This window comes from Bartonella sp. AP19HLJMH (genome assembly GCF_042196245.1).
Classification (GTDB): Bacteria; Pseudomonadota; Alphaproteobacteria; order Rhizobiales; family Rhizobiaceae; genus Bartonella.
In genome coordinates, this window is sequence record NZ_JBHIPX010000019.1 from 1 (window position 1) to 15,361 (window position 15,361).

Below are 15,361 nucleotides of genomic sequence, written 5' to 3' on the forward strand. Positions count from 1 at the left end.
ATATCCACTAAACCAGCATGAAATAAGGCATTTGGCAAAAGAAGATAAGTTGGAACCTGTGGAACAACCGCTCTAATACCTAGCTCAGGCGGAACATCAAGCGGTATAGAGAGATTAGATGAAGGTTCCAAAGCATCAGAGGACTGAGAAGGCTTTGGTTCAACAGGGGCAGAAGGAGGAGAAACAGTATCCAGAGATGAAGTGTCCTCCGGAGCAGAGGGCTCAGATGGCAGAACATCATTAGTAGAATCTTCAACTGGAACAAACGGTGCAGGCATAGGTTGCACAGCAGAAGGAGCCTCCGGAACTGTTGGTACAGAGGGAGGCTCAGACGGAACTGGTGCAGAAGGAGTCAGCGTCGAATCCGTAGGGATAAATGTTTCAGACGGTTCAGATCCTTCAGGCAAAGAAGGTGTAGATGGTATAAGTGGAGGCTCAACAGAAGGGGGTTGTTCAGGTGAAATAGTCTCTGTTGGTCGTTTAGAAGGAACCGTCTCTTCTTCAGATTGAGGAGGTAAAACTGTAGACGTTGGCTTAGAAGCAGTTTCAGAAGAATCTAATTCAGGACCAATGTAAACACTTTCGAGACGAAAATCCCAAAAATCCCCTTCTCCAACAACCAATCTATTCTTTGGATCTGCATTTCCAGAAGAAGAACTTGGACCATAGACACGAAGTTTATATTGATAAGGAAATCCATTCACCGTAGTATAACTATTGGCTAACTTAAAAGAACTTTCCTCTGCTGTCCCAGCAACTTGAACAAGTGAAATACTTTGACTTCCTTTATTGCCAGCTTCTCCTTCTAAGGTTTTGGAAAATTTCTCCATCATGAGCAGTGTACTTCCCAAAACATTCCCGTAGATCAAAATACGATCAGTTTTTTGAGGATTAAACGAGCCGTCATTATTCACAAACGCACTCATCTTAATCTGCACATTTCCCTTTGCATTATAGGCTTCTTTATCATATTGTATCCCCTCTATTGGATTTATGTCATTTAGATTACTTCCTTTCTCAATATATACTTTTCCAATATATAGCGTTTGATAATCTTGAGATATAAATTTATCAAAAAAAATTGTGCTATCAGAAATGCTTATAGACGAAAGTAATGAATCTACAGGAAGAGATTCCTGCAAATCTGTATGTTTCCTTTTGGTGAGATACCATGCAGAGCCATTTGTTAATTCTAAGTGAACAGTTGATGCATCCTCAACACGAATACCCCCTGTAAGGATAGAATCCTTTGCTTTCACCAATAGAGAAGAATTATTTTGAGCCTTTAACAATAAATCACCAGAGATCTTTGTCCTTTCTGTTAATTCAATGGTAGCTTCAGCTCCATAAATATCATCTCCCGTACTATAAATGGCAATACCATCGGGAACTGAAAAAGTTGTCTGTGACAAATGCAAAGACGCTTCACCCCAAACAATTTTTTCTACTTTTGAAAGTTTTTCACTCCCTACCTTAAACATATCACCCCATACATCTGGGCCTAATCCATAAAAATACAGACCGTATACTCCCTCACCCTGAACAGAAATTTCTGTACCTTCAATCTTAATATTTGTCTTTTTAAACTCATTTGATGAAGCGTATTCTTGAACCAATTTACCTTCAGCATCTGCATAACCTGCAAAATTCGTAATCAAGAAGCCATGCATATCAGTGAGCTGAATAAAATCACCACGTAATTGAACATTACCACCCTGTGATATGTCAAAAGCTCTTGGAAATTCATCAATACTTTCATTATCAACTACAATCGTGTGTTTCTTACCTTTTCCCTGAATATTGGTTGTATCAATAAGATATTTTCCCCCAAATTGTGTTGAAAACGCACCAATCTCATTAAAAGTAATAGTACTGCCTGACATCCTAATGAATGCATCAGAACTACTAACAAATCCAATCCCTTTTGCATTCAAATTATCTGATACAATATCAATATTTACGCTCACTAAAGCAATATCGGTTTTTTTTCCTTCTGCACATACAGCTTGCAAACTACCTTCAATCTTCCCTCTATTCATCACAACTTGCCCATTCTGAACACGAAAACCGGACATATCCTTAATATTTGAATTGGTTAGAACAAGCTTGCCATCATCTTTTACAGATGCACTATATAAAAACATCTGCTTTGGCCTATGCGAGATAATATTTGTCTCTAATAAATTTAAAACAGTTCCCTCTTTTTCTATAGAGAAGACAGCAATAAAATCATCTAGAGAAGAGACAGAAGGAGTATAATTTTTATTACTTATCGTATGTTTTTTACTATCGCTATACGTAAAAAAACTCCCTGATACATTACAGGAAATTCCTAAATTGTTAGGATTCGCATTAACACTCACGATTGGCAAAAAAGAAACAATAGCCGTTGTAATAAATAAAAATCTATACCCGCTTAATACATTAACCATAACTTTATTCCCAATTTGCCTTTCTCCCCCTGTTAGTTAAAAATAAAAAATATTCCCCATAACATTAAGTTAAACACACTAACAATAGCAAGTATAAAACTTAAATAATCACTTTATACTTCATAAAACACTCTATAACTTATGTAAAAATTACTCTATATTTCATAGGCACCTAAAAACGATAGTATAAACCGCCTGAAAAAATAATCCCTGAAAACCACCTTTTCTAAGGCAATGCTGATAAGTTACATCTCCATGCAAAGCAAAGTTTGAAGACAACTGAGCCTTCAATCCCATTCCAGTTTCTAGAAAAGAGCCAAAAGCCCTTATTGGAATTCATCTCCAAACCGCACACGTTGTTTTCCTCTAAAACTAATGGCAAGCTGAAGCTTGCAATTGAAAGAAACAACAAGATCCTCTTCAGAAGCAGCAAGCATCTTTCTTAAAGACCACCAACACGCATCACCCATAAATCAAGTTTTCCCATCTCAATATCAAAACCATCAATATCAGACGCCTTATCAAACCGCACATTTTGATAAATAACCTAAAACCTGCGGATCAAAAATAACCCCTTTATGCCCTGTCATAAATGACTTGCCCGCAATCAATGCAGCACTCAAAGGCGTTTCCTTCAATGTTGCTGTCTTGCCTCTTGCTTGCGTGAGAACATCCCCTTTAAATAAACCACAGGAAAAAAGGACATCTATATAAAAGCCTGTATCATGCTGCATGCTGCCATATACTGTAATAGACCATTTATCAAATGTACTTTTTTGTTTTCTTTAACATCTTGAGGTTGTAGAGAGTTTTTTTCCATTATTCTCCATTATTCCAAAGCTCAAAGTGTGATGTGTATCCTCAATCGCATTGAGCAAGACACTTGCCTCTATACCATGAACATCAGAAACCTGAATCTTACCTTCATCAAAGGAAAGAACCACCCTGCTTCACACCAAACACAGATTGAGATAACGTAGCATTTCTACCACTTTTCTTTTCGCCATTTCCTGTAATAGAACTCTTTTTAAAAGAAGTTTTATTATCTTTTGACACAACCACTGCTGATGTAATCTTCTCAGATCTCTTTAATTCTAAAATTCCATCAGTTCCTGAAAGCCTTTTTTCCCCTTTACTTTTTTGCGGCTTAATAACTATGTTATGAGCTCGTATTGTAAAAATAACACCTGTAGTCCTCCTATCCAATCCACTCATATATAACTTATTACGACTTCCAAAAGTACGAGAAGCATCAACTGTATCACACGAATACGACTTAAAAAGAGAATTACACGAGGGGTTATTAATCTTCTCCACTCACATCTATATTGTGCGCGAAGAAAGAAATAGAGGTCGTAAGAGAACACACACATGGCGTTTTAGTACTTTAATCATAATTTAGTCTAAACTTCCTTTATTTTATTCATAAAAAACTGAAAAGACACACCTGGTTCATCTACTTATTATTCTTATTATGTACCGCTACATATAATTTGTTTTGTATTATATGTAAAGTCAAAAATCAGAAAAACAACACAACAAAACCATGTTTTGTGCTTATATCTTTCACAAAAGATGTATTAAAGAAAAATACAATTAAAAATGATAACTTAATCCACCAGAAAAATGCGTTCCGGAAAAGCCGTCACTCGTAAATTTATGCTGATAAATCAGATCGCTATGAAAAATAATTTTGGGAGATAATTGCGAAAAAACACCAAATCCAGCTTCTAAAGAAGTCCCAAAGGAACCAAGCTGGAAGGCATCTTTAAAATATACAAATTGTTTATCATCAAAACTACGAATGAAATGAAGCTTACCATAGAATGAGAGAACATGTGCATCTTTATCTTTAGTAAATGTAAGTGTCTTCGTTAAATACCCACCAATACGCATCCCCCAATGATCTGGACTTCGCATATCAATATTAAAATTATCAATATCACGAGTCTTATGAAACTGGAGATTTTGATAAACAAACTGAACCTGTGGTTCAAAAATAAAATATCGGCTGCCTATCATAAACGTTTTACCAGCAATTAAAGAAACACTTAAGGGCTTCCCTCTCAATGCAGCCGTTTTACCTCGCTCAAGTGTGAGAACATTTCCATTAAACAAACCATAAGAGAAGAGACCATCCATATAGAGACCCGTATCATGCTGCATGCTTCCATATGCTGTGATTGTCCATTTATCAAATATACTTTCTTGACTTTGTTTAACCTTTCGAGGCTGCAAAGAAAGCTTGCCATAATTTCCCATAATCCCAAAAGATGTCGTACTGTATGCACTTTCGATTTTCTTGAGTAAAATACCTGCCTCTAGTGCATTATAATCAAGCTCACCGCCATAATCACCATATTTAAATGCAGACAAATTTGAAGTATAATGATGATGTCCACCGTAACCGCGCAAAAACAAAGCGGGATTTTCATCATTTTTCAACAACCGACCAGGAACAGTTCGCAGCGCTTGCAACTGCTTGCTTTGATTACTGATATCCATCAATCCAGCATAAAATAAGGTATTTGGCACAAGAATATAAGTCAAAACCTGTGGAACAACGACTCTCACATTTGGCTCAAAATGAGAAGAAGACTCAAAAACAGATGACGGAACAGAAGAACCAGACGCAGGTGGAGTAACAACAAAAGGAGTGGGTGAAACAGATGGCGGAACAAGTGAACCAGATGCAACTGGGGAAACAACAGAAGGAGTGGGTGAAACATGCGGCGGAACAAGTGAACCAGATGCAACTGGGGAAACAACAGAAGGAGTGGATGAAACAGATGACGGAACAGAAGAACCAGATGCAACTGGGGAAACAACAGAAGGAGTGGGTGAAACATGCGGCGGAACAGGTGAACCAGATGCAACTGGGGAAACAACAGAAGGAGTGGGTGAAACATGCGGCGGAACAAGTGAACCAGATGCAACTGGGGAAACAACAGAAGGAGTGGATGAAACAGATGACGGAACAGAAGAACCAGATGCAACTGGGGAAACAACAGAAGGAGTGGATGAAACAGATGACGGAACAGAAGAACCAGATGCAACTGGGGAAACAACAGAAGGAGTGGGTGAAACATGCGGCGGAACAGGTGAACCAGATGCAGGTGGAGAAACTGGATTAGATTCAGCAATAGCGGGAACAACAGGTGCAAGAGAGGAAAGAGGATTGGGGATCTCAAGTACAAAAACATCAGATACATTAGGTGTGGTCGTAAGATGGGAATCCCTATCAGGAGAATCTACAGGAGAAGAAAGACTTGGCTCCTGAGACTTTTGCTGAGAGTTAGAATCAATAGAACCATCCTCACCTCCAGTAATATTAGGATGAATTTTAGGAAAAGAAGGAATATCATCAGAAGAAGGGGGGACAACCAAATCAAGAACAGGAAAAACTTTAGTGGAATCAACAAATTGACTTTCAAGTCGGAAATCCCAAAATGTTCCAGAGTTTTTAAGCACTCTTTGATTGGAATCTGCCGCCCCTAAAGCAGAGCCTGGACCATAACTCTTAAGATGATACTGATAGGGGGAGGCTTCAAGTGTGACATACCCCCCCTTTAACTGAAAAGAATCTTCCATGGCTTTTCCATAAACCTGAATAATGGAAATCCCCTGATTATTACCACCATCTCCCGTCAATGCCCCTGAGCTTCCAGGAACACTATACACATGAACTGTTGTTTTCCCTTCAAGATCACCATTGATTAAAAGCCGGTCAGTTTTTTGCTCTTGCAGAGCTCCGCCTTTATCCAAATATGCATTAAGATAAAGATTCACATCACCGTGCGCTTTATAGACAGTCCCAAATCCTTTTCCAATGAGAAGTGTCTGATAACCATTTGTTTTTTTAGATTTTAATTCTTCAAAAACAAGAGAACTATCCGTAAGATTAACCGATGAAATAGAAGAATAATCTTTTAACCTAGAACCAGAAGCATCAGAATTTTGCAATTTGTCATATTTTGGTCGCGATAAAATCCACTTTGAACCATTTTTTAAATCTATCTTAGCTGTAGAACTTTCATCAACATGTGCGCCTCCTACAAGGGTAGAAGCATCAGCCTCAATCTTTACATTAGAACGCTCAACAGCTTTCAGGAGTGAATCTCCAGAAATTTTTGAATGTTGTGAGAGTTTAACAGAACTTTCGAATTCGCGACTATAAATAGCCGTACTTTCTGGAGCCATAAAAGTTGTCTTTGTCACATGGACAGTCCCTTTTCCAGGTATAATTGTTTTTTTATCATTTAAGACAGCTTCCCAAAAAAAGTGCATACCATTAAATCCATTCCCTCTCACAAAAACATTGGAATATTTTATATGAGCAGCATTATGGTTATTCCCCTGCACTACAATGCCATGAACATTGTCGACATTAACGTTTCCCTTCTGGAAATTAAGAGAGCCTTTCCCCTGAAGCATACTAAAAGCAGAACCTTCACGATGATTATCTGTATTTGTTCCCTGTTTCCCCCTCCCAGTAATAGAAACGCCCTCTAAATTAATTTCTCCATCTCCTCCTGTTTGAACACCAATACCATCAGCAAAATCAATTTTTCCTCCTTTCATATAAATTTTTGCACCATTATGACTCAAAAGACCTATCGCATCAGAAGATGTCTTAATCTCTGTCTTGGTCAAAGAAACAAACGACCCTTTACCCCCAACACTGATCCCCATTCTGGTTGCTTTAATCACCCCATCCTGCATTTCAAAAGCTCCCTCATCATTAATATCGGCCCCTATCGACACGTTATTTAACATGGAATCAAATAGAGCAACGCCTCCCCCATTTGAGGACTTTACAGCTGTTGTCCAAGCGTTTGTTTCTGAATGTCCATGTGCATTCGAAACACCGTTAATGATTATAGCCTCTCCCTCAATGACTGTATTTTTCCCTGATGCCTCTATGGCAGCATAAGAACTTTCACCCGTAAGTTGATAAGTTTTCTTGGTAATTTCATGCGTTTTACCATCATTACAGCGATAAAATGAGGCACTTTCGTTACATGAATATGGCTTCTTCTCAGAAGAAATCTCACCTGCATCAGTATTGTATACAAAGAAAAAAATAACCGTTGTAAAATGATATAAAGAGAGATGATTTTTAAACATAATTTTCTACAAACTTTCTTCCCCTTCTCTAAAAACAAAAAACACGCGTTCTGTTTAATAACTTTGGTTGCGCGTGATAATTTAAAATACGTTTTGTGTTTTATATATCCACCCTATGTTTTATGTAAAGCCAGAATCCCAAAATATCACAATTTAAAATTGTATTATTTATAAAAACGCGTAAAAATATAGATAGAAATAAAAATTCCACCCCAAAGCAGTGATTTCAAGAGAATTTAATAAAAATAAACTCAAAGAAGAAAAACAGCATAAGAAGCAAAAACTGCAAACCAGAAAGCCTTATCTCGTTTCTAAAAAGAAACAAACTTGCTCATGCAAAAAAAACATTTTTTTAAAAAACTTATTTAAAAAGTTGCAAACAAATAATAAAAAACCACAAGCTATGCTTGTGGTTTTTTAAACAACTTACCTCAAGATGATCATCCTAAAAACGATAGCGCAATCCACCAGAAAAACTGATTCCAGAAAAACCACCTTTACTCAACTTATGCTGATAAACCAAATCACCATGAAGCGCAAATTTTTGAGACAAGCGAGCATTAAGACCTAATCCAGCCTCTAGAGAAGAACCAAAAGCCCCTAACTGGAAAGAATCTTTAAAGCGCACAGACCTTTCTTTTCCAAAATCATGGGCAAAATGAATCTTTCCATAAAAAGAAACATCACGATCTTTTTCAGACGCAGTAAGAGTCTTTATCAAGCGACCACCCATACGCACCATCAATTGATCAAGTTTATCCATCTCAATATTAAAATTATCAATATCGCGGGCCTCATTAAATTGAAGATGCTGATAAACAACCTGAACCTGTGGATCAAAAACAACACCTTCATATCCTGTGGCAATTTTCTGACCACTCATCAAGGAAACACTTAAAGGGTTACCCTTCAATGTTGCCGTTTTACCCCGCGCAGTTGTCAGAACATCTCCCTTAAACAGACCATAAGATAACAAACCATCAACATAGAATCCTACATCATGCTGCATACTTCCATAAACTGTAGCAGTCCATTTATCAAATGTACTTTTTTGGCTTTGTGCAACATCTCGAGGTTGTAGAGAAAGCTTTCCATAAGACCCCATCACCCCAAAGGATATAACACTGTCAACATTTTCAACAGTTTGTAGCAAAACACCTGTCTCTAGTGCATAGTACCCTAGATCTCCCCCATAACCATATTCAAGCGCAGATAAATCTGAGGCATAACGATAATTCCCACCATAGCCACGCAAAAATGAAGCAGAATTTTCATGAATTTGCAACATTCCACTAAGATTAGTCCGTACTATCTCCAACTGCTTGTTTTGATTGCTGATATCTATCAAACCAGCGTGGAACAAACTATTCGGCAAAAGTAGATAAGTTGGCACCTGAGGAACAACAGATCTTACACCTCGTTGAGACGGAGAAACATTTTCAATTTCAGAAAGACTATCTGTAGAAGACGCTGGCACAACATCCGCAGAAGACACCGAAACAACATCACCAGAAGATGCTGGGACAATATCCGCAGAAGACACCGGAACAACATCCTCAGAAGATGCTGGAACAACATCCTCAAAAGAAGCATACGCAGGAAGTGTACGTTTAGAAACCATAGGAGTTTCTCTATAATCAGCAGTTTGAACATATTCATTTTCTAAACGAAAATTCCAAAATGCCCCTCCATTCAAAGCAAATTTCTGTTTAACATGCTCTTCCCCTCTAGTAACACTTGGACCATAAGAACGAAGTACATATTTATAAGGGGCCCCCTCTAAGGCAACATACTGTCCATTCAGTTGAAAAGAGTCATACGATGCATCTCCATAAACTTGAATAATTGAAACACTATGCGCTTTTTTATTTTTTTCTTCTAAACCTCCCGCAACCCCTTGTATATGAACTATAGTTCTTCCCTTAACGTCACCATGAATGAGAAGCCGATCCGTTACTTGATGATCACTTGTATCACTAGGATTTAAACGTGCATTCAAATGAATCCAAGCATCACCAAAAACCTGATAAACAATACCTGTTCCTTTTCCAATATAAAGCGTTTGATATGCATGATCAGTACTGGACTTTGGTTTTTCAAAAGTAATGGAACTATTAGAAAGGTGTACCGATGAAATAAACGAAACACCTCTATAATTAGGATCTTGTAATTTTTTCTGTCTTGGTTGCAATAAAGCCCACTGTGAATTATTTCCCAAGATAAGGTCGACTTTAGAACTGTTATCAACCTGAGTTTGACCGACAAGTGCAGAAGCATCAGCAACAACCTCTATAGAAGAGTTACGATCAGCCCTCAGCAACAAATCCCCAAAAAGCTTTGTTTCCTTTAAAAATATTTTAGATTTTCCAGATTGACTGCTATAAACAGCTATACTATCTGGAACGACAAAACGCGTCTTTTTCAAATCAACGCGCAATGATTTTCCCTCTGACGAACCTTCTGATGCTGCCACACCTTCAAAGTGTATACCATAAAATGCATTACCTTTCACTGTAATATTGGAATCTCCAATATTAATCTGAGGAGCTTTATCTCCCTGCAATAAAAGCCCATGAGCATCAGTAACATCAACAGAACCTTTCATAAACTGAACATAACCATCTTCAGATATATGAAAAGCTGCCTGACGACCTGCATCCAGCCCTTGATCATCCTTGCCGGTACTCCCCTTGCCGGTAATAGAGACACCCTCTAAAATAAGATATCCTTTTTCTCCTGCTTTAACCCCAACTCTCCCTAGGCTAATTTGCGTATTCGTTAAATCAACACCACTTTGAGATTTTCCTCCAGCAAAAGCCCCCACTTTGATTGCATCAATTGATCCACCAGACATTACGATGAATCCACCTTGAGCTTCCACCCCCACTAAAACCCCACTCAACGTGGAATCGCTCAGAAAGACGCCCGCTTCTTCTGATACCTTTACTCCATATTTCCAAAAATTGTTTTCCGAGTTATTCTTTTCATCCAAAATACCCTTAACAGTTATATTCTTGCCACGAATAATTGTACCTTCCTTAGACGCCTCCATGGCTCCATGAACACCATTAACATTTTTATCCATTAACGAATAAACTTTATTATTAATTTCGTGCGCTCCACCATCAGAACACTGATAAAATGCTGCATTCTGATCACATGAAGACTGCTTTTTTCCAGAGATAACCTGAGATTCAGCATTGCGTGCAAAAACACCAACATTGTGTGTCAAAAAAAGAAGTGCCGTTGTAAAAGTACATAAGGAGAAGCGATTTTTAAATAGATTGACCATAATTCCACCATAACCCCCCTCTTCTTACTAAGATCTACACATAACGTATCAAAAAACTTAACCAAAAGAAAAATATTTAATACGTTTAGGTTTTAATATCGTGAGTTTATTAATATTTTTTGTGTTTTATGTAAATATGGAATAAAAAAATTACTCGAAAATACAATCTAAATCTGTCGCTTTTACAAAGAATTTGCAAAAATATAACTGAAGAACGACAGAAAAATCACCTTTAACGTTGTTAGTCAAAAACACCCTTAGTCAGTTGACATGCATTAAGAACACCTACTTTAACTGCCGTCTAATCACCCCCAGAACGGATATAATCAACATCCTTACGATAATATTATATTGAAACAGTGTACACTCTGTAAGCAGACAAAACATATGCCAAAATTGAGAAACAAGAGTTCACATATGCCTTTTAGGCAATCTTCATGGTAAGACAGTCTAATAAAAAGTAAGAACGTGTAAAAATCAGTTCCGATTTTACCTTCTCCTTTTAATTCAACTTTACAATATTCAAAAACATTCAGAGCCATATTTTAAAAAGTGAAGATGACACATGACTTCATCTTTTTATTTATGCATTTAAAGAAAACACACTTTCAAAAAACAATACGTCATTATGTTTCTCATTCACCAATTTTCTCAGATATACCTCATTATTTCCATCCCCATTTCACAACGACAGCGGATATAATATAAAGTTCATCGGATACGGCCCTCATTGCGCCTGAGTAGCATTTTTGTCTTTGCCAATTTCTAATATTGTAAATCCTCTCCTCTTAATATAATTCCCCAAATTATATTGACTCCTTTCTTAAATGATTATCCACCTGCCAATTTTACATATAATAGACAAAGGAATGCTTTTTATGGATTCATCATAAAATCCTTGAAAATATTTCAGCACCCTAAATTAAAAAATATCTTTATAAATCAAAATATTATAAATAATATAATTATCACTCTGAGATACGCATTTTACAACAATAACATACAAACTCATTAAATTTCTCAAGAAGAACAAAAGAAGTCCAATCAGAAAGCGTATTAAAGATATGCAAAATCACACTCTCGTAAAAATGCTATAACACAAAATGAATAGATAATGAGAAAAAGCCACAAGTATAACTTGTAGCTTTTTGAAAGATTAATCAAAAACAGGAACAACACTAGAAATGATAACGCAATCCACCTGAAAAACTCGTTCCAGAAAAACCAGCTTTCGTTAGTTTGTGCTGATAAACCAAATCGCCGTAAAGCGCAAAATTTTGAGATAATTGGGCATTAAAACCTAATCCTGTTTCTAACGAAGAACCAAAAGCACCTAGCTGAAAAGCATCTTTAAAATGCACAAATTGTTTTCCTTCAAAACCATGAGCAAGATGAAGCTTGCCATAGAAAGAAACAACCTGAGCCTCATCAGTAGCAACCAGCCTCTTTGTTAAACGCCCTCCAACACGCCCTACCCACTGATGAAGTTTTCCTAAATCAATATCAAAGCCGTCCACATCACGCACCTTATTAAATTGAAGATATTGATAAACAACCTGAACTTGCGGATCAAAAACAAAACCGTCCTCCCCCACCATAAATGTTTTACCAGCAGTCAATGAAGCACTTAAAGGGAAACCCTTTAATGTTGCCGTCTTGCCCCGTGCAGTTGTTAGAACATCACCTTTAAACAAGCCGTAAGACACAAGACCATCAACGTAAAAACCTGCATCATGCTGCATACCACCATATGCCGTAACTGACCATTTATCAAATGTACTTTTTTGACTCTGCTCAACATTCAAAGGTTGCAAAGAAAATCTCTCGTAAGCCCCGATAACTCCAAAAGAAGTGGAACCATACATATTTTCGATTGCTTTCAGCAAAACACCTGCCTCTAGTGCATTATAATCAAACTCGCCGCCATAACCATATTCAAGCGTGGAAAGATTTGAAGTATAACGATGATTGCCGCCATAACCGCTCACAAAAAAGAGAGGATTTTCACGACTTTCTAATAAGCCCCCAGAAGTAATTCGCAAAGCTTCTAACCGCTTATTTTGATTGTTAACATTCATCAAACCAATATGACGTAAGGCGTTAGGCAAAAGGAGATAAGTCGGAACCTGCGGAACAACAGCCTTAACGCCCGGCTTAGGATGAGGCTCCGGAGCTGGTGCTGGAGAAGGTTCTGGTCCTGGAATTGGGTCAGGATCTGGTTTAGGTTTAACATCAGAATCTATAGATCTACTTTCAAGGCGAAAATCCCAAAATTCTCCGTTCCCTTCAACTAATCTCTGATCCATACTTGCTTTTCCAAACTCAGATTCTGGACCATAACTATAAAGCTTATACTGATAAGGTAATGCGTTTAACGCTACATAACCACCTTCCAACTGAAAAGAATCTTGCTTTGCTTGTCCAGAAACCTGAATGATTGAAATACCTTCAGCATTCCCCCCCTTTCCCGTATATCCTCCTGGACTTCCTGCAACACCATGCACTTGGAGCTTTGTTTTTCCCGAAACATCACCATGAATTAAAACACGATCAGTCTTTTGATTAACAAGAGCACCACCACTATTCAGGTATGTATTAAGAGAAATAGAGGCACCTTCCCGTGCTCTATAAACTTCACCCTTTCCCTTTCCCACACGAAGGGTTTGATAATCATCAACAGAAGAAGATTCGTGTCTTTTAAAATTAATAGAGCTCTCATCCATAAGACTAACGAGTGAAATAGAAGAATCATGTGCAGCCCCATGTTGATCTTTTTGCAGCGGTTGTTGTAAAATCCATGTAGAACGACCTCCCAAATAAAGTTCGGCATTAGAGTCTTTATCAACGTGTGTGCGACCTTCAAGCGTAGAAGCATCAGCCAAAACGATCACAGATGCCCCTTTCTCAGCTTTTAATAAAACATTCCCTGAACGAAGAGTGCTTTTCATCAAACTCACCGCACCAGAAATAACATTGCTGCCATAAAGAGCCGTATCGTCTTCAACAGAAAACTCTGTTGTATCCAAATTAACAACTTCCAATCGTGGTGGAGCTTTTTCTTCCTCTAATGAAATCTCTTCTTTTTTATCCCCACCTTCACTCCATGGCTTCTCTCCCCGAAAATAGATACCATAAGATCCCTTACCCTTTACTGTAACAGAAGAAGACTTAAAGTTAGCCTCGGTCACATAAAAGTTATTCGATAAATCTTCAGTTTCATCTTTTGAGTCAGAACGTTCTGGTACAACACTAAAAGGCTTGACGGGATTTTCTAATAATATACCATGTGCATCCTCAACCTTAATAGCCCCCCCTGTAAACTCAACACGTCCCCCTTCATCCATTAAAAAAGCTGCATCATTTTTGTCTTTGTGGCCCTTTCCAGTAAGAGTGACACCATCGAGAATCACCGTCCCTCCCAACATCGCAGAAATCCCATGACTGTTGGTAAAGTTAACCTCCCCACCTTCCACCCAGATATCTGCACCGCTATAACTGGAAAGACTTACCTTCCCATCACGCGTATTAACTTTTGTATCCTTTAAAATAACCAATGAATTCCCCACGGCTTCAACAGCCCTATCACTGTCCTCTATAATCCCCTGCTGTATCTCAATTATCCCATTATGAGCGAAAAGAGCTAACTTTGTATTTTTAAGCGTCGATTTTTTCAAAACAATCTTTCCATCATCGAATACAGCCACACCACGCAAAAAAGATTTATCAGGAACTTCACTGCTAACAGTTACATTCTCTCCATCAACTCTGGTCCCTATTCCCTTCACCGTTATAGCAGTGGGATTAGCAGGGTAGTTGGAAACATTTGCACTCGTAATTGTATAAGATTTATTATCAATTTTAGGATCTATCCCGCAATTATCACATACATAATACAACCCACTATAGTAATAAAAACCAAGATTCACTCCTCTTCCATCAGAGTCTGCATCTTTAACAGAGTTATCTACATTTTTCTGATATCCATTCCATCCATCCACTCCACTCAGCTTACGATAATCATTTCCCCCACGAATACCATCATCGTTATTGCCAACATTAATCATATTAGGAGGATAATAATTATCACCACTTTCTCCACTAAGAGGAAGCTTATGCTTATTACTCCCGCTAAGCTGAGGAGAAGAATTAGCAGAGACAACTGGGATAACCTTTATAACATAACGATTACTATCCTTCCCCTCTGTAGCCGCATAAACTTCTCTTCCACTTTGGAACAAAGAGAGGATAGCGGTTGTACAAGCACATAAACATACATGATTTCTAAAAACTTTAATCATAGTTCCCTCGAAACTTTCCTTCCCCTCTCATTAAAAACAAAAGCACTTACAAAACACCCCATTGCACACCTCAAAAATACGAAAAGTGTAACAAAAGAACATGCCTCATGCTCATCTGAACTGTGTAATGAATTATCCCAATAAATTTGGCAAAAGCTCTACGCCAAAACCACCTATAAGAGAACAATTACAGAAACACACTTTATGAGTGT

The 15,361-nt window shown here is 37.8% G+C and carries 5 protein-coding genes and 1 pseudogene; all 6 read right to left on the reverse strand.

What is annotated here, in order from left to right; all coding sequences use genetic code 11:
• Window positions 1-2,432 (reverse strand): autotransporter outer membrane beta-barrel domain-containing protein (locus ACFINR_RS08145; RefSeq protein WP_375653908.1); only part of this gene is annotated, 2,432 nt, incomplete at its 3' end.
• A 172-nt stretch (window positions 2,433-2,604) separates the two neighbouring features.
• Window positions 2,605-3,331: pseudogene (locus ACFINR_RS08150) on the reverse strand (autotransporter outer membrane beta-barrel domain-containing protein); the annotation flags it as partial.
• Between the two features lie 28 nt (window positions 3,332-3,359).
• Window positions 3,360-3,647, reverse strand: coding sequence for a hypothetical protein (locus ACFINR_RS08155; protein ID WP_375653911.1), 288 nt, complete (start codon window positions 3,645-3,647; stop codon window positions 3,360-3,362).
• 381 nt (window positions 3,648-4,028) lie between these two features.
• Entirely contained in the window at window positions 4,029-7,559 is a 3,531-nt protein-coding gene (locus ACFINR_RS08160) for an autotransporter outer membrane beta-barrel domain-containing protein (RefSeq protein WP_375653915.1), read from the reverse strand.
• 445 nt (window positions 7,560-8,004) lie between these two features.
• Entirely contained in the window at window positions 8,005-10,851 is a 2,847-nt protein-coding gene (locus ACFINR_RS08165) for an autotransporter outer membrane beta-barrel domain-containing protein (protein WP_375653918.1), read from the reverse strand.
• A gap of 1,178 nt (window positions 10,852-12,029) precedes the next feature.
• Window positions 12,030-15,149, reverse strand: a complete 3,120-nt coding sequence (locus ACFINR_RS08170) for an autotransporter outer membrane beta-barrel domain-containing protein (RefSeq protein WP_375653922.1) — start codon at window positions 15,147-15,149, stop codon at window positions 12,030-12,032.
• Window positions 15,150-15,361: the final 212 nt, after the last annotated feature.